Source organism: Ramlibacter agri (assembly GCF_012927085.1).
Taxonomy (GTDB): Bacteria; Pseudomonadota; Gammaproteobacteria; order Burkholderiales; family Burkholderiaceae_C; genus Ramlibacter; species Ramlibacter agri.
In genome coordinates this window covers 3,333,811-3,357,205 of record NZ_JABBFX010000001.1, presented here as the reverse complement: position 1 = coordinate 3,357,205, position 23,395 = coordinate 3,333,811, and the positions used below count along the sequence as shown (strand labels likewise).

General features: G+C 70.5%; 21 protein-coding genes and 2 riboswitches. Of the genes, 2 read left to right on the top strand and 19 right to left on the bottom strand.

What is annotated here, in order from left to right:
- Position 1: 1 nt before the first annotated feature.
- The 19 genes from HHL11_RS16330 to HHL11_RS16240 form a co-directional block, all read right to left on the bottom strand.
- Complete coding sequence (locus tag HHL11_RS16330; protein WP_169419398.1) at positions 2 to 3,145, bottom strand: efflux RND transporter permease subunit; 3,144 nt, start codon at positions 3,143 to 3,145, stop codon at positions 2 to 4.
- On the bottom strand, positions 3,142 to 4,830 hold the full coding sequence (locus HHL11_RS16325; RefSeq protein WP_169419397.1) for an efflux RND transporter periplasmic adaptor subunit: 1,689 nt from the start codon (positions 4,828 to 4,830) through the stop codon (positions 3,142 to 3,144). The genes HHL11_RS16330 and HHL11_RS16325 overlap by 4 nt, the downstream gene beginning before the upstream one ends.
- Positions 4,831 to 5,033: 203 nt before the next feature.
- Complete coding sequence (locus HHL11_RS16320; RefSeq protein ID WP_169419396.1) at positions 5,034 to 6,491, bottom strand: alkaline phosphatase family protein; 1,458 nt, start codon at positions 6,489 to 6,491, stop codon at positions 5,034 to 5,036.
- Positions 6,488 to 7,132: a class I SAM-dependent methyltransferase gene (locus HHL11_RS16315; RefSeq protein WP_169419395.1), complete on the bottom strand. Its 645-nt coding sequence runs from the start codon at positions 7,130 to 7,132 to the stop codon at positions 6,488 to 6,490. Before HHL11_RS16315 ends, HHL11_RS16320 begins: the two co-directional genes overlap by 4 nt.
- A 24-nt stretch (positions 7,133 to 7,156) precedes the next feature.
- Positions 7,157 to 7,594 carry a universal stress protein gene (locus HHL11_RS16310; RefSeq protein ID WP_169419394.1) on the bottom strand — a complete coding sequence of 146 codons (438 nt, stop codon included), beginning with the start codon at positions 7,592 to 7,594 and terminating at the stop codon, positions 7,157 to 7,159.
- 167 nt (positions 7,595 to 7,761) lie between these two features.
- A complete protein-coding gene (locus HHL11_RS16305) occupies positions 7,762 to 8,304 on the bottom strand; it encodes a histidine phosphatase family protein (RefSeq protein WP_169419393.1) in 543 nt (180 codons plus the stop codon).
- A complete protein-coding gene (locus HHL11_RS16300) occupies positions 8,301 to 9,098 on the bottom strand; it encodes an adenosylcobinamide-GDP ribazoletransferase (protein WP_169419392.1) in 798 nt (265 codons plus the stop codon). Before HHL11_RS16300 ends, HHL11_RS16305 begins: the two co-directional genes overlap by 4 nt.
- Before the next feature lies 1 nt (position 9,099).
- Positions 9,100 to 10,149, bottom strand: coding sequence for a nicotinate-nucleotide--dimethylbenzimidazole phosphoribosyltransferase (cobT, locus tag HHL11_RS16295; protein WP_169419391.1), 1,050 nt, complete (start codon positions 10,147 to 10,149; stop codon positions 9,100 to 9,102).
- Positions 10,150 to 11,592: a cobyric acid synthase gene (locus HHL11_RS16290; protein ID WP_169419390.1), complete on the bottom strand. Its 1,443-nt coding sequence runs from the start codon at positions 11,590 to 11,592 to the stop codon at positions 10,150 to 10,152.
- Entirely contained in the window at positions 11,589 to 12,539 is a 951-nt protein-coding gene (locus HHL11_RS16285; protein ID WP_169419389.1) for an aminotransferase class I/II-fold pyridoxal phosphate-dependent enzyme, read from the bottom strand. Before HHL11_RS16285 ends, HHL11_RS16290 begins: the two co-directional genes overlap by 4 nt.
- On the bottom strand, positions 12,536 to 13,480 hold the full coding sequence (gene cbiB, locus HHL11_RS16280; RefSeq protein WP_169419388.1) for an adenosylcobinamide-phosphate synthase CbiB: 945 nt from the start codon (positions 13,478 to 13,480) through the stop codon (positions 12,536 to 12,538). Before cbiB ends, HHL11_RS16285 begins: the two co-directional genes overlap by 4 nt.
- Positions 13,481 to 14,050: a cob(I)yrinic acid a,c-diamide adenosyltransferase gene (gene cobO, locus HHL11_RS16275; protein WP_169419387.1), complete on the bottom strand. Its 570-nt coding sequence runs from the start codon at positions 14,048 to 14,050 to the stop codon at positions 13,481 to 13,483.
- Between the two features lie 11 nt (positions 14,051 to 14,061).
- Positions 14,062 to 14,835 (bottom strand): ABC transporter ATP-binding protein, encoded by a 774-nt coding sequence (locus HHL11_RS16270; RefSeq protein WP_342593224.1) that lies wholly within the window; start codon positions 14,833 to 14,835, stop codon positions 14,062 to 14,064.
- Complete coding sequence (locus tag HHL11_RS16265) at positions 14,832 to 15,848, bottom strand: FecCD family ABC transporter permease (protein ID WP_169419386.1); 1,017 nt, start codon at positions 15,846 to 15,848, stop codon at positions 14,832 to 14,834. The genes HHL11_RS16270 and HHL11_RS16265 overlap by 4 nt, the downstream gene beginning before the upstream one ends.
- Positions 15,845 to 16,708, bottom strand: coding sequence for an ABC transporter substrate-binding protein (locus HHL11_RS16260; protein WP_169419385.1), 864 nt, complete (start codon positions 16,706 to 16,708; stop codon positions 15,845 to 15,847). The genes HHL11_RS16265 and HHL11_RS16260 overlap by 4 nt, the downstream gene beginning before the upstream one ends.
- The gene (locus tag HHL11_RS16255; RefSeq protein ID WP_169419384.1) at positions 16,705 to 17,274 is read right to left on the bottom strand and encodes a bifunctional adenosylcobinamide kinase/adenosylcobinamide-phosphate guanylyltransferase; all 570 of its coding nucleotides are present in this window, start codon (positions 17,272 to 17,274) and stop codon (positions 16,705 to 16,707) included. The genes HHL11_RS16260 and HHL11_RS16255 overlap by 4 nt, the downstream gene beginning before the upstream one ends.
- Entirely contained in the window at positions 17,267 to 18,079 is an 813-nt protein-coding gene (locus HHL11_RS16250; protein ID WP_169419383.1) for an ABC transporter substrate-binding protein, read from the bottom strand. The genes HHL11_RS16255 and HHL11_RS16250 overlap by 8 nt, the downstream gene beginning before the upstream one ends.
- 9 nt (positions 18,080 to 18,088) lie before the next feature.
- Positions 18,089 to 19,897: a TonB-dependent receptor domain-containing protein gene (locus HHL11_RS16245; RefSeq protein ID WP_169419382.1), complete on the bottom strand. Its 1,809-nt coding sequence runs from the start codon at positions 19,895 to 19,897 to the stop codon at positions 18,089 to 18,091.
- A 73-nt stretch (positions 19,898 to 19,970) separates the two neighbouring features.
- Positions 19,971 to 20,228, bottom strand: a riboswitch (cobalamin riboswitch).
- 6 nt (positions 20,229 to 20,234) lie between these two features.
- Positions 20,235 to 22,169 (bottom strand): TonB-dependent receptor, encoded by a 1,935-nt coding sequence (locus HHL11_RS16240; protein WP_169419381.1) that lies wholly within the window; start codon positions 22,167 to 22,169, stop codon positions 20,235 to 20,237.
- A 71-nt stretch (positions 22,170 to 22,240) separates the two neighbouring features.
- Positions 22,241 to 22,499: riboswitch (cobalamin riboswitch) on the bottom strand.
- 32 nt (positions 22,500 to 22,531) lie between these two features.
- Here HHL11_RS16240 and zapB point away from each other — a divergent pair.
- Positions 22,532 to 22,744, top strand: coding sequence for a cell division protein ZapB (gene zapB, locus HHL11_RS16235; RefSeq protein WP_169419380.1), 213 nt, complete (start codon positions 22,532 to 22,534; stop codon positions 22,742 to 22,744).
- Positions 22,741 to 23,082, top strand: coding sequence for a cell division protein ZapA (locus HHL11_RS16230; protein ID WP_169419379.1), 342 nt, complete (start codon positions 22,741 to 22,743; stop codon positions 23,080 to 23,082). The genes zapB and HHL11_RS16230 overlap by 4 nt, the downstream gene beginning before the upstream one ends.
- Positions 23,083 to 23,395: the final 313 nt, after the last annotated feature.

Genomic DNA, 23,395 nt, shown 5'->3' with positions numbered 1-23,395 from the left:
CTCACTCCCCGCCGGCCGGGCCCGGCAGGTAGTCGCCGCGTTCGTCCTTGGGCGCGCTCACCGGGGCGCTCGCGCCCTCGCCCGCCCGCTTGCGCCAGCGCCTTCCCAGCTTGTCGAACCCGAGATAGATGACGGGCGTCGTGAACAGCGTCAGCAACTGGCTCACGATCAAGCCGCCGAAGATGGCCAGGCCCAGCGGCCGCCGCAGTTCCGCGCCCTGCCCGAAGCTGAGCATCAGCGGGACCGCCGCGAACAAAGCTGCCAGGGTCGTCATCAGGATCGGCCGGAAGCGCAGCAGCGCCGCCTGGTGGATGGCTTCGCGCGGCGACTTGCCCTGCTCGCGCTCGGCGTCGAGCGCGAAGTCGATCATCATGATCGCGTTCTTCTTCACGATGCCGATCAGCAGGATGATGCCGATGATGCCGATCACGCCCAGGCCGCTGCCGGAGATCCACAGCGCCAGCAGCGCGCCGACGCCTGCCGAAGGCAACGTGGACAGGATCGTCAAGGGGTGCACGTAGCTTTCGTACAGCACGCCCAGCACGATGTAGACGCAGACCACGGCCGCCAGGATCAGCCACAGCTGGTTGGCCAGCGAGGACTCGTAGGCGCCGGCGGCGCCCAGCATGGTCACGCTGACCGTGGGCGGCAGCTTCAGCTCCGTCAGCACGCTGTGGATGTTGTCCACGGCGGTGCCCAGCGCCACGCCCGGCGCGGTGTTGAAGCCGATGGTGGCCGCCGGGTACTGCGCCACGTGGGTCAGCTGCAGCGGCGCGCGGCGCTCGCTCACGTGGGCCAGCGCGGTCAGCGGCGTCGCGTCGCCGGAACTGCTGATCAACTGGATCGCGTTGAGGTCGCTGATGTCGGGCAGCTGGTCGGTCTGCGCTTCCAGAATCACGCGGTACTGGTTGGTCTCGGTGAAGATGGTGGAGACGATGCGCTGGCCGAAAGCGCTGTACAGCGCCTCGTCGATGGTGGTGGCGGCGATGCCCAGGCGGGCCGCGGTGCCGCGATCGACGTCCACGTACAGCGCGGCGCCCGTTGCGCCGGCGTCGGAGGTGACGTCGGCCAGCCGCCGCTCCTGCGACAGGCGCTCGACGATGCGCTGCGCCCAGTCATTGACGACCGTGGGGTCCGAGCCCTCCACCGACATGCGGTACAGCGTCGGGCCGGTCTCCGACTCGATCGTCAGGTCCTGCACCGGCTGCAGGTACAGCCGGATGCCGGCCACCTGCTCGCCGGCCTTGCGCAGCCGGTCCATCACCGCCTGCAGGCCACCGTGCGAATCCTTCAGGTTCACCAGCATGCTGCCGTTGTGCAGCATGGTGTTGTTCGCCGCATCCACGCCGACGAAGCTGGCGATGGATTGCACCGCCGGGTCATCCAGCAGCCGCCGCGCCACCTCCTGCTGCATGGAAGCCATGCGCGGGAAGGACGTCGACTGCGGCGCCTGCACCCGCACCTGCAGCTGGCCCGTGTCCTGCACCGGGAACAGCGACTTCGGGATCACCATGTACAGCAGCACCGTGACGACCAGCGTGGCCAGCGCCACCAGCAGGGTCAGCCGCTCGCGCGCCAGCACCCAGGTCAGCGCGCCGTCGTACTTGTCGATGACACGGTCGAAGTAATGCTGGATGCGTGCGCCGATACCATGCTCCGGCGGCTCCAGGCTGCGCACCATGCGCGCCGTCATCATCGGCACCAGGGTCAGCGAGACGACCGCGGAGATCAGGATCGTGATCGCCAAGGTCACCGCGAACTCGCGGAACAGCCGGCCGATCACCTCGCTCATGAACAGCAGCGGGATCAGCACCGCGATCAGCGAGACCGTCAGCGAAATGATGGTGAAGCCGATCTCCGCGGCGCCCTTCAGCGCAGCCTGCATCGGCGGCTCGCCGTTCTCCATGTGCCGCGCGATGTTCTCGATCATCACGATGGCGTCGTCGACGACGAAGCCGGTCGCGATGGTCAAGGCCATCAGGGACAGGTTGTTCAGGCTGTATCCCAGCAGGTACATGGCGCCGGCCGTGCCGATCAGCGAGATCGGCACCGACAGGCTCGCCACCAGCGTAGCCCGCGGGCTGTGCAGGAAGGCGAAGATCACCAGCACCACCAGGATCACGGCCAGCACCAGTTCCATCTCCACGTGTTCCACCGAGGCGCGGATGCCCGTGGTGCGGTCGGCCAGCACGTCCACCTGGATCGACGCCGGCAGGCCGCCTGTCAGCTGCGGCAGCCGCGCCTTGATGGCGTCCACCGTGGCGATCACGTTGGCGCCGGGCTGGCGTTGCACGTTCAGGATGATCGCCGGCGACAGGTTGGCCCAGGCGCCCAGCTTCACGTTCTCCGCGCTGTCCGCCACCGTGGCCACGTCACCCAGGCGTACCGGCGCGCCGTTGCGGAAGGCCACCACCAGGCTCTTGTAGTCCTGCGCGGTGACCAGCTGGTCGTTGGAGTTGATGGTGTACGAGCGGGTCGGCCCGTCGATGCTGCCCTTGGCGGCGTTGGCGTTGGCCGCGGCAATGCCGGTGCGTAGCGTGTCGATGGAGATGCCCAGCGAGGCCAGCGACTTGGTGTCGGCCTGGATGCGCACCGCCGGCCGCTGCCCGCCGGACAAGGTGACGAGCCCGACGCCATTGACCTGGCTGATCTTCAGCGCGAGCTGGGTGTCGACGATGTTGCGCACCTCGGTCAGCGGCAAGGTCGTCGACGTGATCGCCAAGGTCAGCACCGGCGCGTCGGCCGGGTTCACCTTGGCGTACACCGGCGGCGCCGGCAGGTCGGCCGGCAGCAGCGAGGCGCCGGCATTGATGGCGGCCTGCACCTGCTGCTCGGCGACGTCGAGCGCGAGGCCCAACGTGAACTGCAAGGTGATGATGGAGACGCCAGCCGCGCTGGTGGAACCCATGCGGGACAGCCCCGGCATCTGGCCGAACTGCCGCTCCAGCGGCGCGGTGACGGTCTGCGCCATCACCTCCGGGCTCGCGCCCGGGTACAGCGTCTGCACCTGGATCGTCGGGTAGTCGACTTGCGGCAGCGCGGACAGCGGCAGGAACTTCAGGCCCAGCAGGCCCGCCAGCACGATCGCCACCATCAGCAGCGAGGTGGCGACCGGCCGCAGGATAAAGGGACGCGAGGGGCTCATTGCTGGCTGGAAGTGGTTCCCGCTTCACGGCGCTTCTGGTACTCGGCGCGCCGCTTCTCCCGCTCCTCCGGTGACAGCTTCATGAATTCCTCGCGCCGTTTCGCGCGCTCCTCGCGGCTCAGGTTGGCCCAGGGCCCGGCGTTCGCGTTGGCATTGGGCTGGGCCGGCGCGCCCATGGCCGAATCGGCCGCGGCCTGCGCCGGCGTGACCGGCTGCGTCGGTTCGCCGCGCGGCCAGGTCTTGGCGCCGGGCGCCTGCTTCTGCGCCTCCAGCGACGCGGACGCGCCGGCAAAGGGATTGGTGGCCGGGCCAGGCGCGGCCTTGGCGGCGGACGCGCCGGTGAGGGGCGCGGAAGCCGCCGGCTCGGCACCCGATGCTGCGCCGGCGGGATGGCGCCGCCGCCCCGCGCCGCCGTACTGGCCGCCCGAAGGCGCTTCGCCCGGCAGGATCACCTTGGAGCCGTCGCGCAGGCGGTCGGCGCCTTCGGTGATGACGCGCTCGCCGATCTGCAGGCCGCTGGCGATCTGCACCTTGTCGTCCAGCTGCTGGCCGCGCACCACGGGGCGCTGCTTGACCGTGTGGTCCTGCTGCAGCACGAACACGAACTCGCCGCTGCCGCTCTGGCGCACCGCCGTCACCGGCACGACCACCGCGTTCTGGATGACGCGTACCTGCAGCTGCACGTTGACGAACTGGCTGGGGAACAGCTGCAGCCGCGCGTTGTTGAAGCGCGCCTTGGCGCGGACCGTGCCGGTCGTGGTGTCGATCTGGTTGTCGAGCGAGGCGAACACGCCGGTGTCCAGCAGCGTGGTGCGGGTACGGTCGAAGGCGCGCACTTCCATGAAGCCACCGCCGTTGTGCTGCAGCCAGGCCGCGTTGTCCTGCGGGATGGAGAACTGCACGTCGATCGGCGTCATCTTGGTGATGACGACGATGCCGTTGGTGTCGCTCGTGCTCACCTGGTTGCCGATGTCGACGTTGCGCAGGCCCACGCGGCCGTCGATGGGCGAGGTGATGCGCGTCCACGCCAGGTTCAGGCGCGCCGTGCCTTCGCCGGCCTGGTCGCTCACCACCGTGGCCTCCAGCTGCTTGACGGTCGCGCTCTGGGTGTCGACGTCCTGGCGGGCGATGGAATCCTGCTTCAGCAGCGTCTCGTAGCGGTTCAAGGTCACCTTGGCCGCGGCCAGCGAGGCTTCGTCCTTCATGCGCGTGCCGATGGCCTGCTGCAGCGCCATCTCGAAGGGCCGCGGGTCGATGGTGGCCAGCAGTTGCCCGCGCTTGACGTTCTGGCCCTCCTGGAACAGCACCTGCGTCAGCACGCCGCTCACCTGCGGGCGCACGCGTACGGTGGCCTGCGGCGTCACGGTGCCCAGCGCGTCGAGGTTGACGGGGATGTCGGCCGCTTCGGCGGTGGCGAAGCCCACCGTCACCGCGTTGCGGCCGCCGGGGCCGCCGGGGCCACCCGGCGCGCCGCGCGCACCCGCGCCGCCGCGCGCCGCGGCGGCGGTCTGGTCCGGCCGCGTCAGGTCCCAGGCCAGCCAGGCCAGGCCGGCCGCGACCAGCAGGGCCAGCACCGTGCCGATGATGGAGGCGCGCCGGCTCAGTTTCCTGCGGGGAGCGGGGGGAGGCGTGGGCTGCTCGAAATATTCGGGCGGCTCGGCCGGCGAGGGAGGCGGTACGGGCATCGGTGTCCTTCTTGTTCCGTCCAAAGGCGGGCAAGTTCAGCAGGGGCTGAGGGTGCATCCCCGTGGCTCAACGGCGAGCCAGCTTCCTGCTTCTTTGCGTGTAGGCGTAATTCTGCTGTGCTTTGGCGGCATTGCAGCATGCGAGATGTGCGTTGCACACACATGTGTCGCATGTATCGCCTTTGTGAAGACGACGTCAGCTTCTAGTGAGGTAGCGGGAGCGGCCGGCCTTCGCTGGCGGCGGGTGGCGGCAAACGCAGCAAGTTGGCCAAGGTCGGGGCGACGTCGACCATGTCGACCGGCTGCGCGGCGTGGCCGGCCCGGACCCAGGCCGGCCCCCACAGCAGCAGCGGGACGTGGGTGTCTTCCTCATAGGGCGAGCCGTGGGTCGCGCCCGCGGTGCCAAACATCCAGAACGGCTTCGTGACGTACTGGACGTCGCCGGAGCGCCCGGCGTTCCAGCTGCGCTGCATCGCCGCGAAGAACGGCGCCCCGGCGCGGCTGCCGCTGGCCAGTTCCTGGCGCGTATACGCCGCGGCGATGCCCGGCTGCGCGAGCAGCGCCTCGCGCGCCGCCGCCGCCACTTCATCCGGCGCCAGCCCTTGCGCGGCCAGCAGCCGGCGGTCCAGCAGCAGCGCGGAGGCGGAGGTGCCTGCCACCAGCTTGTCGGCCTGGAAGCGCGCCGCCAGCGCGGCGTTCACCCGCCCCACCATGGTGCTGCCGGTGATGCGGCCGGCATCCAGGCCCTGGGCCCGCGCCCATTCCGGGCTGGGCGTGAAACCGTGGTCGGCCGTCAGCAGCGCGACGTAGCGGGCGCGGCCGACCGCCGCATCCAGTTCGCGCAGGAAGGCCTGCAGCAGCGCGTCGAGCTGCAACAGGTGTTCGCGCGATTGCGGCGACTCCGCCGACCAGCGGTGGTTGACCAGGTCGTGGCCCGAGAGGCTGACCAGCAGCAGGTCGGGCGCGTCGCGGCGCCCCAGCTGCTCCGCGGCGACGGCGGCGCGGGCGAAGGCGAGCGTGGCGGCATCGAGCTGCGCCTCGGCGCTGCGGCCTTCCGCCGCCGGCGGCTGGAAGGCGTCCACCCAGGCCGGGTGCGCCGCCATGTAGAAGGTGCTGGAGGCGAAGCGGCCATCCGCCATCGCGATGTAGGCAGTGCCCGCCTGGCCGCCCGGCAGGATGGCGCCGCGGTCCTTGCCGGACACCGCGATCACGCGCGATTGCGGGCTGATGCGCCGGAGCACGTCGCCGACCGTTTCCGCCTGCAGCTTGCGGGGGCTGGTTCCATCCAGCGCTCGGGTCGGGTGGCCGATGTAGTGCTCTTGCGGGTCGCTGGCGCAGTAGACGGCGGCGCCGGTCTGCGGGTCGCGCCATTCGTTGCCGATGATGCCGTGGCGGCTGGGCGAAACACCGGTCAGAAGCGTCGCGTGTCCCGCCGCCGTCACGGTGAACGCATGGCCGTAGTGGGCGGCGTCGAACACGGCGCCCTCTTTCAGGAAGCGGTTGAGGCCATCTGGCGCGAAGTCGCCGCGCAGCTGCTCCACCTGGCGGTAGGGCAATCCATCGACCACGAAGACGACCACGAGCGGCGGCCGCTGCGCCTCCGGCAAGTTCGCGCAAGCCGCAAGCAGCAGCGCCGCCAGCAGCAGCGCCAGGCGTCTCACGCCAGCCGCCCTTGCGCCACGAACACGCCACCCAGCATGCCGTCATGGACCTGGAAACCGGTGAGGCGGCGCGACAACCGCTCCCAAGGGCAGTCCAGCCCCGCCAGCGAGGACACCGAATAGAGCGCGGCGCCCAGCACGAAGGCATTGGTGGGCACCATCCAGAACGGCGCCCACTGCAGGCCGCAGGCGACGACGTGCGCGCCGGGCTTGAGGTGGCCGCAGACGTTGTCCAGCGCCACCTCGTCCTGCAGCACGTCGTGGGTGAAGTGGAACAAGGCTGCGTCGGCGGCTACTTGCAGCGGTGCGTCGGCCGCGCAGGCGCGCACCAGTTCGACGTTGGCCCAGTGGTGTTGCGTGACGCGGCTGCCGGCGCGCGCCAGCATGTCGGGACTCGGGTCCACGCCGACGATGTGGCCGCGCGGGCCGATGCGCTGCTCCAGCGCCGCGAAGCTCAGGCCGGTGCCGCAGCCGACGTCCAGCACCGTGTCGCCGTCGTGCAGGTCCAGCAAGCCGATCGCCTCCGCGCGGAACGGCTCGAAAGGCAGCAGCTCCAGGTCATAGTGCTCGGCGCGCCGCCGGTACTGCGCCAGCGACACCGAAAGGTCGGGCCGCCGGCGCGGCCCGGAGGGCAAGGCCATGGGATTGCGGAGGCTCGCTCGGCTCTAGTGCGTGATGACGACCAGCACGCTGCAGGGAGAGTGCTCGATCAGCGCCCCGGAAATGGAGCCGCGCCACCAGCGGGCGGCCCAGCTGTCCAGGTGCTTGTGGCCGACGATGACGAGGTCGGCGCCGCATTTCCTGGCGTACTTGGTGATCTCCTCGACGGCTTCACCGGTGACCACTTCGCCCTTGGCCGTCCAGCCGGCGTCGGCCATGCGGTGCAGGCCGTCGTCGAGCACGCCCTGGTACTTCTTCTTCTCGCGCTCTTCGAGTTCGACGTCGTAGACGCCGCCTTCCAGGCCGACGAAGCTCATGGCTGAGGGCATCACGGCGACGAGGCAGAGCTCGGCATGGCTCCAGTTGGCCAGCTCCCTGCATTCCAGCAGGGCCTTCTGGCCGGCATCGGAGCCGTCATAGGCCACCAGGATCTTCTTGTACATGACATGCCCCCAAGACAGTGCTGCGGCCGGGGTGCCGCGGCTGCGCAAGCATAGTCCGTGCACGCTGCTTCCGGCAAACACGAGCGCTGGCGTTTACCCTGAGAAACCTTTGTGCCAAAGCTTCGACGTTCGATCGTCGAAGCGCGTGGCACCATGCGACGCGAACATCACATCGGAAAGCACTGCAACTCTCCGAAAGCCAGCCCCTCGCGCGGCCAGTCGGCGGCTTGCAGCGGCGCGGTGACACCGGTGGCCAGCAGCCGCACTGCGCGGGCCACGCCGGCGTGGGTGATCCACAGCACGTCGCCGCCGCCGCGTGCGTCGGCCAGCGCGGCGCCGACGCGCGCCATGAATTCACCAACGCTTTCGCGGCCGCCGAAACGGTAGCCGGCGAAGTCCGCTTCCCAGCGCGCGTACTCGGCGCGCGCGATGGCATCCCAGCGCTCGCCTTCGAACAAGCCGAAATCCATTTCCGCCAAGCGGGACTCGACGCGGAACTCCAGGCCCGGCCGCAAGGCCTGCAGCGCCTCGGCCAGCTGCAGGCAACGCCGCAGCGGCGAACACGCGACGGCGACGTGCGGCGGCAATTGCGCAGCCAACACCGACGCAGCGAACGCCGTTGCGTCCGCATCGGCGTCGACATCCGTCACGCCATAGCACAGCCCCGGCGCCAGCAGCGGCCGCGCGTGGCGCACCAGCCAGAGTTTCATGGGAGGAAGGCGAGGCCCAGGTAGCAGGCAATCTCGCACACTTGCTGCGTCGTGCCCAGGCAATCGCCGGTGAAACCCTGCAGCCGCCGCCGGAACAGGCGCAGCACCCAGGCAAAGGCCAGCGCCGAAGCCAGCAGCGGCGCGACGACGAACAGCGGCCCCTGCAGTCCCGCGACCGCGGCCACGACCAGCGCCGTCCACGCCGCGCCGGCGGCCAGGGCCCGGCCACTGATCGCATCGGCCAGCGGCTTGGATTTGCTGCCGCCCGCGTCGCCCACGTGCGGCAAGCAGCGGATCAGCAACAGCGGCCAGGCACGCGACAGCACGTGCGCCAGCACCAGGCCGGTGCACAGTGCGCGCACGTCGTGCGCGCCCAGCAGCGCCAGCAAGGCCAGCTTGGTCGCGATCGCGAGCACCAGCGCCAGCGCGCCGAAGCTGCCGATGCGCGAGTCCTTCATGATCTCCAGCGCGCGCTGGCGGTCCGGCGAACCGCCCAGGCCGTCGGCGACGTCGCCCAGGCCGTCCTCGTGCAAGGCGCCGGTGAAGAGCAAGGTGGCGATGGTGGAAAACGCCGCCGCCACCAACGGCGCATACGGATTGGGCGGCAGCAGCACGAGCAGCCCGCCGGCCACCAGCGCCGCCAGCGCGCCCACCAGCAGGCCGATGCCGGGGAAATGCGCGGCACTCGCTCGCAGCATGGCGGGGCTGTAGCCCACCCAGCCGGCGAGCCGGCCCGTCACCGGCACCCGGGTGAAGAACTGCAGCGCCAGCAGCCAGTGCCGCAGCCACATCATGTCAGGCCTTGTCCGAAACGCCGGCCGATTCGAAGCTGGCCATCTCGGCGAGGATGGCGCAGGCCGATTGCAGCAGCGGCCAGGCCAGCGCCGCGCCCGAGCCCTCGCCCAGGCGCAAGCCCAGGTCCAGCAGCGCGCGCGCCGGCGTCGCGGCATCCGGGCCCAGGTGGCGCAGCATCAGCTGGTGGCCGAATTCGTCCGACCGGTGCGAGAACACGCAGCGCTGCGTCACGTGCGGCTGCAGCTTCTTCGCCACCAGCACCGCGGCGCTGGAAATGAAGCCGTCGACGACGATCACGCGCCGCTCGCGCGCGGCCTGCAGCACCGCGCCCACCAGGGTCGCGATCTCGAAGCCGCCGAAGGCCGCCAGCGCCTGCAGCGGCTCGCGCGCACCGGCGTGCCTGGCCAGCACCTGCTCCAGCACGGCGCGCTTGCGGGCGATGCCCGCTTCGTCCAGGCCGGTGCCGGCACCGACGCAATCCGCAATCGGCGTGCCGGTCAACGCCGCCAGCAGCAAGGAAGCGGCCGAGGTATTGCCGATGCCCATCTCGCCCAGCAGCACCGCGTTGCCCGGCAGCCCGGCCACCAGCTCGCGGCCGTTGGCGATGGCCTGCTCGCACTGCGCCGCGGTCATCGCCGGGCCTTCTGCACTGTCGGCGGTGCCGGGGCCGATCTTGCGGATGGCCAGGCCGGGCCGCGGCGCGAAGTCATGCCGCACGCCGCAATCGACCACCGTCAGTGCCAGGCCATGCTGGCGGGCCAGCACGCTCACGGCCGCGCCGCCAGCCAGGAAGTTCTCCACCATCTGCCAGGTGACGTCGCTCGGATAGGCCGACACGCCGCGGGCGGCCAGGCCATGGTCGCCGGCGCACACCAGCAGCTGCGGCTCGCGCAGTTGCGGCGTCTCGCTGCCCAGGATCAGCCCGAGTTGCAAGGCCAGCGTTTCCAGCCGGCCCAGCGCGCCCAGCGGCTTGGTCTTGCGGTCGATCTTGTGCTGCAGGCTTTGCGCCAGCACGGGGTCGTGGAGGTCTTCGATGTGTTGGATCTGCATTCAGTTGCAGGCGATCAGCCCGCCCAGGTAAGCCGCGGGGAACTCCCGCTCTATGAAATCGGCCAGGCCGTCGAACACGCTGTCCAGCGTCGGCGCCGCCGCGCCGAACAGCGCGTGCAGCACGGCCGGGTCTTCGAACAGGCCGTGCAGGTACACGCCCAGCACGTTGCCTTGCGCGTTCTGCCAGCCCAGGCCGCCGGGCAGCACCGTGTGCGCCGCCGCCATGCCGGCGTGCTGCACCGTCCTGCCGTGGTGGATCTCGTAGCCGGACGCTTCCACGCCCGAAAGCGCCGTCCACGGCCCGTGCATCGCGCCGAAGCTCGCCTGCGTGCGCCGCACCGTCTTGGCCGGCTCGAACTGCGTGACCAGCGGCAGCAGCCCCAGGCCCGGCCCGTTGCCGTCGATGGCGTACGGGTCGATCAGCGCCTCGCCCAGCATCTGCAGGCCGCCGCACACGCCCAGCACGGCGCGGCCGGCTTCGGCGTGGCGCGCGATGGCGCGGTCCAGGCCTTGTGTGCGCAGCCACTGCAGGTCGGAACTCGTGTGCTTGGAGCCGGGCAGCACGATCCAGTCGGCGCCGGCCACGTCCGCCGGGCTGCGCGCCCACAGCAGGCGCAGGCCGGGCACGTTCTTCAGCGGCTGGAATTCGTCGAGGTTGCTCAGGCGCGGATAGGCGACGACGGCGACCGTGCGCGTGACCGCGCCGGCCACGACGCTGCGATCGTCGAACACGCCGTCCTCTTCCGGCAGGCCGTGCTGCCACCACATGGGCAATGTGGCCACGGTGGGCACGCCGGTCAGGCGCTCCAGTTGCTGCGGGCCCGGCGCGAGCAGCGCCGCGTCGCCGCGGAACTTGTTCAGCACGAAGCCGCGCAGCAGGCGCCGCTCCGCTTCGTCCAGCAGCGCCCAGGTGCCGTACAGGTGGGCGAAGGCGCCGCCGCGGTCGATGTCGGTGACCAGCAGGCAGGCGGCATCGGCATGCAGCGCCACGCGCATGTTGACGATGTCGCTGGACTTCAGGTTGATTTCCGCCGGCGAACCGGCGCCTTCGATGACGACGACGTCGTTCTCTGCCCGCAACGCATCCAGCGACTGCGCGATCTGCGGCCACACCTTCTCGCTGCGGCCCCGCCAGGGCTCGTTCGCAAGCGCATCGTCGACCTGCCCCAGCAGGATGACCTGGCTATGGGTGTCGCGCTCGGGCTTCAGCAGCAGCGGGTTCATGCGCACGTCCGGCTCGGCCCGCGCGGCCAGCGCCTGGAAGTACTGCGCGCTGCCGATCTCCCCGCCGGCCACGACGCGCGCGTTGTTGGACATGTTCTGCGCCTTGAACGGCGCCACCTTCAGGCCCTGGCGCGCATACCAGCGGCACAAAGCCGTCGTCAGCCAGCTCTTGCCGGCGCCGCTGGTGGTGCCCAGCACCATCACGCAACGGGCGGTCATCGCGCATTCCTCCAGGCGAGCGCCAGCGCGTCCTGCGCCGCGGGCGGCTGCACGCTCAGGCGCGCATGCCCCCGCAGGCCGAAGGAAGCGCAGTCACGCAACTGCACGCCCTGCCCGCGCAGCGCCGGCAAGGCCGCAGTCAATTGCGGGGCCTGCACGACGAAGAAGTTGGCGTCGCTGGGCTGCAGCGACCAGCCGAGGTCGCGACACAGCGCCTGCTGCCGGTCTTTCCAGTTGCGCAGGGTGGCGCGGCTTGCGGCCAGCCATTGCTGCACGGCACTTTCGCACCACGCGAGGAGCATGGCCTCGCCGTGCGCGCCCAGGGGCCAGGACGGTGCCATCGCTTCGGCTTCCGCCGTGTCCACGGCGACCGGCGCGATGGCATAGGCGCCGCGCACGCCGGTGAGTCCCAGCGCCTTGTTGGGCGACCACAGCTGCCACATGGCATCGCATTGTGCGCCGCTGAAGGAGCTGGCGCCCGTCAATCGCAAGGGTTCGTAGGCACGATCCAGCACCACGATGGCACCGTCGGCCCCATGCAGATCGCGCTCCCCCTGCCCCAACGGGCTGGAAGGCTCGCAGGCCCAGGCCAGCGCGGCGTCCGCGGCCGGCACGAGGCCCCAGGCGCGCGCGGCCTGGGCATAGTCGCCATAGGAATGCCTGGGCAAGGCCACCTGCCGCACGCCGCTGCGCGCCGCCCAGGCGGTGAGCCGGAAGATCATCTCGCTGGCGCTCGCGGCCGGCACGATGCGCTCGACGGCCACGCCATGGAAGGCAGCCAAGGCTTCGCGCACGCGGGTCGAAGCCGGGTCCGGATAGCGCAGGGCGTCCGCGCCCTGCACGGCCGCCAATGCTTGCGGGCAAGGTCCGCAGGCATTGGCGTTGGTGGAGAAGTCGTAGCAGGCCGCGCCTTGCGCGCCGGGCCCGCCGTGCACGCGTCCGGTCATGCGCCTTCCACCAGCAACACGAGCACGCTCAACGCGAGCAACCAACCGACCGCCCGCGCGGCGAGCACCTGAGCCCGCGCGCCATCGGCCGGTTGCGCGCAGCGCGCGCCTGCATTCAGGACGTAGACACCCGGCTTTCCCAGGCGGACGTCCAATGCCAGCGCCATGGCCGCCATCGGCCAGCCGCTGTTCGGCGAAGCGGTGCGTGCCGCCTCCGCGCGCAGCGGGCGCCAGGGCAGCCCGTGATGCGCCAGGGCGATCAGCAGCGCCGTGAGGCGCGCCGGCAGCCAGGACAGCGCGTCGTCGGCACGCGCCGCGAACTTGCCGGCCCACTCCCAGTCGCGGCCGCCGCGCGGGCCGCGGTAGCCCCACATCGCATCGGCGGTGTTGGCGAAGCGGTACAACGTGGCGCCGGGCAGCCCGAGCAGCAGGAACCAGAACACCGGCGCGACGACGGAGTCGTTGAGGTTCTCCGCCAGCGATTCGATCGCGCTCTCGCGCACGCCGGCCTCGTCGAGCGCATTGACGTCTCGGCTGACCAGCCGCGCGAGGCGTTCACGTCCCGCGGCCAGCGAGACGGACAGCGCCTGCTCCACGGCCGCGGTCTCTTCGCGCAACATCCGCCAGGCCAGCAACGGCTTCAGCGCGATGCCTGCCAGCAAGGCCGTGGCCCATGCAGGCAACAGCAGCAAGGCGTGTTGCAGCGACCAGGCGAGCGCGACGACAAGCAAGGCACCGAGCAGCCAGGCAAGCGCGCCAAGCGTGAAGACGCGTGCCGTTGCAGTGGCAGCCTCACCGGCCCGCGGCGCAACCCGCCGCCCCGCCAGCTCCAGGTAGCGCCCCATCCCTACCACCGGATGCCAGCGCGCCCGCGGTTCGCCGAACACATGGTCCAACGCGAACGCGAGCAGCAGCGCCGCCAGGACAAGCCACGCGCCCATTCAGTCCTCGATGCCCCGCTGCGCCGGCACGCCGGCGTTGAAGGCGTGCTTGACCTTCTGCATCTCGGTCACGGTGTCGGCCAGCTCGATGATCTCCGGCGGGCAGCGCCGCCCCGTGATCGCCACGTGCACTTCGCGCGGGCGCTCGCGCAAGGTCGCCAGCACCTCGTCCAGCGGGAGCCAGCCGTAGATCAGCGGATAGGTCAGCTCGTCGAGGACGACCAGGAAGAACTCGCCGCCCAGGATGGCCGCCCTCGCCTTCTGCCAGCCATCGCGCGCGAGCTGCGCCGAACGCTCCAGGTCCTGGCTCTTCCAGGAGAAGCCATCGCCGAGGCCTTCGATCGGAATGCCGATCTGCTCGAACATGCGGTGTTCGCCGAAGCGCGCGGTGGGCACTTTCATGAACTGGAAGATCTTCACCGCCTTGCCGCGCCCGTGCGCCCGCAGCGCGAGACCGAAGGCGGCCGTGCTCTTGCCCTTGCCGTCGCCGGTGTTGACGATGACGAGGCCGCGGCGCTCGCCTTCGGGCTTCTCGTAGGGTTTCGCCGCGGGCGGCGTCTCGATCTGCATGGGAGTCTCTTTCAGTCGTGCGGCAGCGTGATCCACTGGCCTTCCAGCGAACGCACGCGGATGCGATGGTCGAATACGCGGGCCAGTTCGGCGTGGGTCTCGGCCGCGCCGCAGGGGCCGTGGTGGACGACGCGACCGCCGGCCAGCACCACCATGTCGTCGGCCTGCAAGGCCATGGAGAGTTCGTGCAGCACGCTGACCACCGTCGTGCCACGCGCGACGAGTTCGCGCACCAGCACCAGCCAGTCGGCCTGGTGCGGCGGGTCCAGGTTGGCGAGCGGCTCGTCCATCAGCAGCACGCCGGCGCGCACCGCGAGCGCGCGCGCCAGCAGCACGCGCTGGCGTTCGCCGCCGGACAGGTGCCCCAGCAGGCGTTCGCGCCAGTCCCAGGCCTGCGTCGCGCGCAAGGCTTCTTCCACCGCTTGATGGTCCGCGGGCGCCGGCGGCGCCAGCCAGGCGCGATGCGGCAGGCGGCCCAGCATCGCGACGTCATAGACCGTGAGGTCGTCGGCTGCCGATTCGTTCTGCCCCAGCCAGCCCAATTGGCGCGCGCGTTCGCGCAGGCTGAAAGTGGGCAGGTCGCGCCCATGCAGCAGCACGCCGCCCTCGTGGGGCAGCAGGCCCGCCAGCGCCCGCAGCAAGGTCGACTTGCCCGCGCCGTTCGGACCGACGATGCTGGTCCAGCGGCCGGCGGCGAAGCGCAGGTCGATGCCGTGCAGGACCTCGCGCCGGTCGCCGCGCGGGCCCAGGCTGGCGCGCAATGCGCGCGCTTCGAGGGCGCTCACGAGAACACGCCCCGCCGGCTGCGCCGGTGCATCAGCCACAGCAGATAGGTGCCACCGAGCACCGCGGTGAGCACTCCCACCGGCAACTCCTGCGGCGCGATCAGCCAGCGGGCCAGCACGTCGGCGCCCATCAACAGCAGCCCCCCCATCAAGGCCGCCAGCAGCACGAGGCGGCCATGCGGCACCGGCGCGAAGGAGCGCACCAGGTGCGGCGCCGCCAGTCCCACGAAACCAATCAGGCCCGTCTGCGCCACCGCGCCGCCGGTGGCAAGTGCCAGCACGGCGACCAGCGCCGCGCGCATCGCACCGAGCGGCAGGCCCAGGCTGGCCGCCGTGGCCTCGCCCAGGGCCAGCGCATCCAGCATGCGTCCCAGCGCCCAGGCCACGGCGAGCAGCGGCACCAGCAAGGCCAGCATCACGCCGCAGGCCGGCCAGCCGACGAAGCCGGTGGTGCCCAGCATGAAGCCCTGCATTGCCTGCAAGGTGTCGGGCACGGCCAGCGTCAGCAGGTCGCGCGCGGCGCCGAGCACCACGCCCACGATCACGCCGGCCAGCAACAGGCGCAAGGTGTGCAGCACGCCGCGCGCCAGCACCAGCGTCATCAGCACGCCGACCACGGCGCCACAGAAGGCCGCGCCCGTGAGGCCCACGCGCGGCAGCCAGTGCGCGGCGAAAGGCGAGGCGCCGACGAAGACCAGCGCCAGCGCGACGCCCAGCGCGGCCCCGGACGCGCTTCCAAGCAGGTAAGGATCCGCCAGCGGATTGCGGAACAAGCCCTGCGCCACGGCGCCAGCCAGTCCCAGCAGCGCGCCGGCGGCCCAGGCGCCCAGGGTGCGCGGCAGGCGGATGTCCCACAGGATCTGCCAGGCCGCGGCATCGTGGCGGGCCCGCAGCACGCTTTCGAAGCCGGTGCTGCCGACGCCGGCACCGACGGCCGCCACCAGCGCCGCGACCAGCAGCAGCACGAAGCCCAGCACCAGTCCGCGGCGGTCGACGACGGCTGCAGCGCTCATTTGCCAGCCTTGGCCGCCAGGCAGCCCGCCAGCAGGCGCGCGGCTTCGGCCATGCGCGGGCCGGGGCGGACCAGCACGTCCGACTGCGCGGCATCGAACACGCAGATGCGCTTCTCGCGCACCGCGCGCAGCTTCGCCCAGCCGGGACGCTGCTCCAGGCCGTCGGCGTTGCGGTCGCCGATCAGGATCAGGTCGGGATCGGCCTTCACCACGAACTCGGGGTTGATGCGCGGGAAAGGCCCCATCTCCGGCGTGATGATGTTGCGCGCGCCCAGCCGCTGCAGGACGTCGCCGATGAAGGAGCCGGGCCCGGCCGCATAGGGACCGCGGCTCACCTCGAAGTACACGCGCGCGCCGCGCGCCGCCGGCGGCAGCGACTGCGCGGCCGCCGCCACGCCGGCGTTGATGGCGCGCCAGATGCGCTGCGCATCGGGCACCTGCAGCAGCTGGCCCAGCTTCTCCATCACGCGCGGCACGTCGGCGGCCGTGCGCGGCTCCATCGCCAGCACCTTGACGCCCAGCGACTCCAGCCGCTCGGCGCCGCGCGAAGAGGTGGCCATCAGCACCACGTCGGGTTTGAGCGCGACCACCGCCTCGATGTTCGGATCGATGCCACCGCCCACCCTGGGCAGGGCCAGCACCGAAGCCGGATAGTTGGAATAGCGGTCCACGCCGACCAGCCGGCCGCATTCGCCCAGCTCGCAGACGGTCTCGGTCAGCGAAGGCAGCAGGCTCACGATGCGGCGCGGCGACTGCGGCAGCGTCACGGTGACGCCGCGGTCGTCGGTCACTTTCAGTTCCGCCCGGGCCGGCGCCGCCAGCACGAGCGCGAGGACCAGCGCCCCCAGGATCCTCTTCACGACTGTCCTTTCAGCGGCAGCGGCAGGCCCGCGGCCATCAGCGTCACGCGCTCGCAAGCCCTTGCGGCCTGCTGGTTGAGGCGGCCCAGCGCATCGACGAAGGCGCGCGACTCGCGGCCCATCGGGATCACGCCCAGGCCGATCTCGTTGCTCACCAGCACCAGCGGCCCGGCGGCCGCGGCGACCGCGCGTTCGATCAATTCATCGTCAGGCGCCGGCAGCGCCTGGAGGGCATCGACCGGCAGCAGGCGCGCCGTCAGCCACAAGGTCAGGCAGTCGACGACCACCAGCGTGTCGGCGCGGCTGTGCGCACCGATCGCGCGCACCAGCTCCAGAGGTTCTTCCACGGTTTCCATCGCCGGCACGCGCAGCGCGCGGTCCCGGCGATGCCGCGCAATGCGCTCGCGCATCTCCTCGTCCCAGGCCTGCGCCGTGGCGATGTAGACGGCGCGATGCGCCGGCGAGCGCGCCAGCCACGCCGCGGCCAGCGCCTCGGCGCGCGCGGTCTTGCCGCTTTTCTGGCCGCCCAGGATCAGCTCGCTGCGCGCCACCGCCAGTTCAGCCATGCGTGCGGCTCCATTCCAGGACGATGCGATGCAACTGCTCGACGCCGTCGGTCAGCGCCGCCGGCCCCGGCTGCAGGATGTCCGCGGACTTGATCTCGAACAGCTGCCCTGCGCGCACCGCGTTCACGTTCTCCCAGCCCGGACGCGCAGCAACCTTCTCGGGCCGGAACTTCTTGCCGCACCAGGAGCCGACCACGATGTCCGGATTGCGGCGGACGATCTCCGCCCCGTCCGCGATGATGCGGTCCTTGCCCATGGGCATCAGCGCCAGTTCGGGAAAGACGTCGTCGGCGCCGGCGATGCCGGCCAGCTGCGACACCCAGCGGATCGCGCTGATATGCGGCTCGTCCCACTCCTCGAAGAAGATGCGGGGCCGGCGTGGCAGCGCGCGCCCCGCGGCCTCGATCTCCAGCAGGCGCGCACGCATCGCCTCCAGCCGGCGCAGGCCGTCGGCGGCGCGGCCCACCATCGCCGCCACCTGGTACAGCATGGCGAAGATCTCCTCCACGCTGCGCTGGTTGAAGATGGTGACCTGCACGCCCTTGCGCACCAGCTCCGCGGCGATGTCGGCCTGCAGGTCGGAGAAACCGAAGACGCAATCCGGTTGCAGTTCCAGGATCTTGGCTATCTTGGCGCTGAGGAAGGCGCTGACCTTCGGCTTCTCCTCGCGGGCCCGGCGCGGGCGCACCGTGTAGCCGGAGATGCCCACGATGCGCGCATCCTCGCCCAGCAGGTAGAGCCACTCGGTGGCTTCCTCGGTGAGGCAGACGATGCGGCGCGGGCCGCGGGCGATCTCCAGAGACATGCGACGACTTTACTTCGGCTGCCAGCGCAGCGTCACGTAGAAGGCCCGCCCCGGCTGGTTGTAGCCCATGGCCGTCTCGTACACGCGGGCGGCGAGGTTGTTCACCTTGGCCTGCACGCTCCAGTCGCGCGCCACCTGCCAGTCGGCGTACAGGTCGATCGTGGCGTAGCCACCCAGGCGGTTGGCGTTGGCCGCGTCGTCATAGCGCTGGCCGGCGGCCAGCACGTTGCCGCCGTAGGTCCAGGCGCCTTGCGACCAGTCGGCGCCCGCGGTCACCTGCTGCTTGGCCCGGCGCGGCAGCTGCTTGCCGTTGGCCTCGTTGCGCGGGTCCAGCAGGTCCAGCGAGCTGTGCAGGCCCAGCTGGCCGAAACTGCCGGTGTAGCCCAAGGTCCAGCCGTCGATGCGCGCGTGCGGGATGTTCTGCGGCAAGGTGGTGTTGGTCATGAAGCCGCGGATCTTGTTGTCGAAGCGCACCAGCTTCACTTCCTGGCCGTCCTGCGACCAGGTCAGCGCCAGGTCGTAGTTCTTGCCCTTTTCCGGCTGCAAGGCCGGGTTGCCGAAGCCGGGGTAGTACAGCTGGTTGAACGAAGGCGCGACGAAGCTGGTGCCGTAGGACGCGCTGGCGCGCCAGGCCGGCGCGATGCGGTAGCCGTAGCCGGCGAAGCCGGTGGTGGCGCCGCCGAACTGCGAGTTTTCGTCGCGGCGCAGGTTGGCCTGCCAGCTGTGCGGGCCGCTGTTGCCGTTGATGCCGGCGAAGCCGGAGTTGATGGTGCGCTCGGTGACGGTGTAGGCCGTGGAACCGCTGACCTTCTGTACCCGCTGTTCCAGGCCGGCCAGCACCACGCCGGCGGCGGTGTCGATGTCGTTCTGCCAGCTCAGTTCGCTCTGTTCCGTCTTGAAGGCGCCGGGGGAGCTGGCCACGATGGCGTCGGACGTGTCGTTGCCCTGGTTGACGCGCAACGAGGTCTGCCACTTCGCCATGGGCCGGCCCTTGATGCCGGCATGCGCCACCAGGTTGCGCACGGTGGTGCGCGAGTCGCGTCCCGGGCCGTCGTCGATCGAGGTTACGCCGTCCGAATAGAGTGCCCCGGCGTCCACGCGCCAGCCGCCGCCCAGGTCGTACTGCAGCGAGCCGTTGAAGGCGTTCTGCTCGAAGGGGTCGTTGTCGGGGTTGTAGTTGCCGAAGGCGACGCGCGGGTTGGTGGCGGAGAAGCCGCCCTCTTGCGTGCGCTGCGCGCCCAGCGAGTAGCTCAGGTCGCCCTGCCCGCCGGCGATGCCGGCCGACGCGTTGTAGTGCGAATAGGTGCCCGCGGTGATGGAGGCAAAGGGGTGGAAGCCTTGCGTGCCCTTGCGGGTGAAGATCTGCACCACGCCACCCACGCCTTCGCTGCCGTAAAGCGCAGACGCGGGGCCGCGGAGGATCTCGATGCGCTCGATCATCTCCACCGGGATGTTGTCCCAGCTGGGCGTGCCGGCGGTGGCAGAGCCGAGGCGCACGCCATCCACCATCAGGATCGTGTGGCGGCTCTCGGTGCCGCGGATGAAGACGCTGGACTGCTTGCCCAGGCCGCCGTTGGACGACATCTGCAGGCCGGCGTTGCGGGCCAGCAGTTCGGCCAGCGTGCGCGCGGTGGAGGCTTCGATCTGCTCGCGGCCGATCACGGTGACGTCGCTCACCAGTTCGTCGGCGCGTGTTTCCACGCGGGTCGCGGTGACGACGGTTTCCTTCAGGGTGGTTTGCGCCCAGGCGGGCACGGCGGAGCACAGCGCAAGCGGCAGCAGCGCGAGGCGTGCGCGGGGCACGGACTTGGTTTTCATTGTTGGCAGGAACGGATATCACCCGCGCCGGCTTCCCCGCCGGCATTGGGCAACCACGGCCGCGCGCATGACACGCGCGGCCACCTCGTTGGCCGGTATCCGGGCTGGCGGAACTTTGATCCCATCGCCTTCCCGGCGGCGCTGTTTCAGGCGCCTGCCAGTGGCTTGCGATGATGGGAGCGGCAAGGCAACCGGAGGGTCGCCCTGCCTCCGCTTACCGTTGCGGGGGCAGCGCAGGTTGGCTTTGGCGCGTGCGCGCGGCGGCCTCCTGCTTCCCGTTGAACCGCGACATGCGAACCATGCCGCGAGCACCAACGACAGGGATTGTAATCAGATGCTAGAACTGCACCCGCACGGACGCCGTGAACGCGCGCCCTGCTTCCGGATAGATCGAGGTCGTCGTGCCCGCCACGCAACCGAAAGCCTGCGTGTAGTACTTGCGATCGAACAGGTTGGTCACGCCCAGCGCGAATTCGGCCATCTTGTAGGTGATGGCGTAGCGGGCGTCGGCCGTCGTGTACGAGGGCATCGAGCAGGTGTTGGCGAAGTCCGGGTGCTGCGAGGACACCCACGCCACGCCGCCGCTCACGCGCTGGTTCGCCACCGGCGTCCAGTCGGCCCGCACGGCCAAAGTGGCATGCGGCGCCAGCGGGATGTCGTTGCCGGCATAAGGGCCGGAGCGGAAGGTGGCTTCGCGCCAGGCCGCATTCACGCGCATGCCGACGGTGCGCGTCAGCGCATGCTGCGCGTCCACTTCCAGGCCCTGGCGGCGCGTCGGGTCGAAGTTGACGTTGGCGCCAAACGGTCCGAAGGGCCCGACCGCATTGGGGTCGAAGCCGATCTCGTTCTTCAACAGGCTGCGGTACAGGCGCGCATCCAGCTGGCCACCGTGCCAGGCGAAGCGCGCGCCGATCTCGGCGTCGTTGGAGGTCTGCGGCTGCAGCGCCACGCCCGGCGTCGTGAAGTTGAACTCGTCGACGTTGGGCAGGCGGAAGCTGCGGCCGGCGCGCGCATAGCCGGTGAAGGCCGGCGTGAAGGGATGGCTCACGCCCAGCTCCCACGCGTTCTGGCCGTCGGAGATGCCGCTGTCGCCGTCGTTCTTGTCCAGGTTGGCGTGGCGGCCACCGAGCGAGATGCGCGTGCCGCCGGCCAGGATGACGTCGTCCTTCGCATAGAAGGAGCGCGTCTGCTGCGTCGCCGTGGCGGGGAAGCTGCCCAGGGTGTCGCGCTGCCAGTCGTCGACGTCGACGCCGAGCACCAGCACGTTGTCCAGGCCGGCGATGCGGCCCTGGTTGCGCCCCCGCACGCCATAGTTGTCGGCCGCGATGTCGTAGTCGAAGGGGAAGCCGCTGTTCAGGCTGCGCAGGGCCTTGGTGCGATGGCCGGCGTCGAAGGCCAGCTGCCAGTTGCCGACGTCCGCATTGCCGAACACCGAGGCGCGCTCGTTGCGGATGTGCGCGTGGTCGTTGGGCGTGGAGGCCTGGTGCGGGTCCTGCGCGTACTCCTGCGCGGTCAACGCGCCCGGCAGGCCGGTGTCCAGGTTGTCCTGCGCCAGCCGCGCGCCCAGGCGCAGCCAGTCGTTCGACCATTGGCCGGTGGCGGAAACGGCGTCGCTGTCGCTGGCGAAGTTGTCGCGGTAGTTGTCGGTCTTGCGCTTCTGCGCATTGGCATCCAGGCTGAAGCCGTTGCCGCCCACCGTGGCGCCCGCGCGCAGGTCGGTCGTCGCGAAGCTGCCCACGCCGCCGTAGACGTAGGCGGAGTTCGGTTGCTGGCGGCCACTGCCGGACTTGGTGGTGATGGCGATGACGCCGCCGGTGGCGCCCTCGCCGTACAGCACCGCGCCGCTGCCGCGCAGCACCTCGATGCGTTCCACCGATTCGATGGGGATGCCGGAGATGCGCGTGCCACCGAGGTCGGCCTCGGAGATGCGCACGCCATCGAGCACGACCACCTGGTTCTGGTCCGCGGTGGTGCCGAAGCCGCGCAGGTCCAGGTTGTATTCGCCGCCGCCGTACAGGTCCTGCCGCCCCGGCACGCCCAGCAGGCGCACGATGGCGTCGTTGACGTTGGTGGCGCCGCTGGCGCGGATCTGGTCGGCGGTGATGACGCTGACGCCGAAAGGCAGCGTGCGTTCCAGCTCGGGAAAGCGGGTCGCGGTGACGCGGGTTTCGGCCAGGGTCGGAGTCGTCTGCGCGAAGAGCGCGGGCGCGGCGAAGGCGGCGGCCGCGGCGAGCAGCGCGCGCGCGAAGGGAGGCACGGTCGTTGTTGTCATGGGAAGGACCCGGATGCAAGCCCGCGTCCGGCTTCCCCGCCGGCGCCTTGGGCAAACCGGCCGCGCACGCATGCACGGCCCCTGCGTTGGCCGGTATCCGGGCTGGCGGATGGGCCTTCCATCGCCTTCCCAGGCCGCGCCGTGTCGAACGCGTCCCAGTGGCTGACGAGGATGGAAGCGGGCAGCGCCGCGCTTGGACGGCGCCGCCCTCCGCTTACCGTTGCGGGGGCAGCGCAGGTTGGCGGGGCACTGTTGCGCCGCGGCCTCCTGCTTCCCGTTGAACTGCGGCATGCGAACCACACCGCGAGCACCAACCCCTTGATTCTAAAGCGCTTGCAGACACAAAACCCTACAATTCGCCCATGGCCAGCGGCTCCCAGATCGACCCCTTCGTCGAACGCGTAGAGCGCCTGCTCGTACGCTACGAGGAGCTGCAACGCACGAACGCCCTGCTGCAGGAGCAGGTGGACCTGCTCACGCAGGAACGCGATTCGCTCAAGTCCCGCCTGTCGGCTGCGCGTGCGCGCGTAGACGCCTTGCTGGAACGCCTGCCGGACCTCAACACGCCCGCATGAAGCAGCTGGAAGTGCAGATCATGGGCCAGAGCTACCTGCTCGGTTGCCCCGAAGGCGGCGAGCAGCGCCTGCTCGAAGCCGTGGAAAAAGTCGACACCGCGATGTGCCGCATCCGTGATGCCGGCAAGGTCAAGGCCCGCGACCGCATCGCGGTGCTCGCCGCGCTGAACCTCGCCTTCGACCTCACCGACCGGCCCGCGCCGGCGGCGCAGCCTATCGTGGCGAACCACAGCGAGAAGACGCTCACCGGCATCCGCAACCTCGCCGACGACGTCCGCCTCGCGCAGCTGATGGTGCGCCTGGACAACGCGCTGGGCGAAGACGGCCGGCTGCTCTGACCGTCTGTGGCAGTTGAGCTTCGTGCTGCAATTGTCAAGCCCTAAAACTTGCAGGACTTCACACGCGGACTTTCGCGAACGCGCGATTTGCGTCCTAGAATGAACCCGTCTGCTGTGAGTGCCGGGCTTTATATTTCCTTGAACCAATGCTCTTTGAGCGCGGGCTTGGAACATCGCTGGCGAGCGTGATCATCTCGCGTCAGATGAACCCAACGCCATGCTGACCTCGCCCACCTGAACTCCGGTTCAGGATGCGGTCCGGTGCCACCGCAGACACCCTCTACCAGGGGCTGCCCATTCGGGCAGCCCCTTT

Bases quoted from the DNA above. Each gene is read 5' to 3' on its own strand.
- HHL11_RS16310 (WP_169419394.1), bottom strand. From the start codon at position 7,594: ATGTACAAGAAGATCCTGGTGGCCTATGACGGCTCCGATGCCGGCCAG.
- HHL11_RS16315 (WP_169419395.1), bottom strand. From the start codon at position 7,132: ATGGCCTTGCCCTCCGGGCCGCGCCGGCGGCCCGACCTTTCGGTGTCG.
- HHL11_RS16330 (WP_169419398.1), bottom strand. From the start codon at position 3,145: ATGAGCCCCTCGCGTCCCTTTATCCTGCGGCCGGTCGCCACCTCGCTG.
- HHL11_RS16300 (WP_169419392.1), bottom strand. From the start codon at position 9,098: ATGATGTGGCTGCGGCACTGGCTGCTGGCGCTGCAGTTCTTCACCCGG.
- HHL11_RS16305 (WP_169419393.1), bottom strand. From the start codon at position 8,304: ATGAAACTCTGGCTGGTGCGCCACGCGCGGCCGCTGCTGGCGCCGGGG.
- HHL11_RS16265 (WP_169419386.1), bottom strand. From the start codon at position 15,848: ATGAGCGCTGCAGCCGTCGTCGACCGCCGCGGACTGGTGCTGGGCTTC.
- HHL11_RS16240 (WP_169419381.1), bottom strand. From the start codon at position 22,169: ATGACAACAACGACCGTGCCTCCCTTCGCGCGCGCGCTGCTCGCCGCG.
- cobO (WP_169419387.1), bottom strand. From the start codon at position 14,050: ATGCAGATCGAGACGCCGCCCGCGGCGAAACCCTACGAGAAGCCCGAA.
- HHL11_RS16250 (WP_169419383.1), bottom strand. From the start codon at position 18,079: ATGTCTCTGGAGATCGCCCGCGGCCCGCGCCGCATCGTCTGCCTCACC.
- HHL11_RS16285 (WP_169419389.1), bottom strand. From the start codon at position 12,539: ATGACCGGACGCGTGCACGGCGGGCCCGGCGCGCAAGGCGCGGCCTGC.
- HHL11_RS16230 (WP_169419379.1), top strand. From the start codon at position 22,741: ATGAAGCAGCTGGAAGTGCAGATCATGGGCCAGAGCTACCTGCTCGGT.
- HHL11_RS16325 (WP_169419397.1), bottom strand. From the start codon at position 4,830: ATGCCCGTACCGCCTCCCTCGCCGGCCGAGCCGCCCGAATATTTCGAG.
- HHL11_RS16245 (WP_169419382.1), bottom strand. From the start codon at position 19,897: ATGAAAACCAAGTCCGTGCCCCGCGCACGCCTCGCGCTGCTGCCGCTT.
- HHL11_RS16255 (WP_169419384.1), bottom strand. From the start codon at position 17,274: ATGGCTGAACTGGCGGTGGCGCGCAGCGAGCTGATCCTGGGCGGCCAG.
- HHL11_RS16290 (WP_169419390.1), bottom strand. From the start codon at position 11,592: ATGACCGCCCGTTGCGTGATGGTGCTGGGCACCACCAGCGGCGCCGGC.
- cobT (WP_169419391.1), bottom strand. From the start codon at position 10,149: ATGCAGATCCAACACATCGAAGACCTCCACGACCCCGTGCTGGCGCAA.
- zapB (WP_169419380.1), top strand. From the start codon at position 22,532: ATGGCCAGCGGCTCCCAGATCGACCCCTTCGTCGAACGCGTAGAGCGC.
- cbiB (WP_169419388.1), bottom strand. From the start codon at position 13,480: ATGGGCGCGTGGCTTGTCCTGGCGGCGCTGCTGCTCGCGTTCGCGTTG.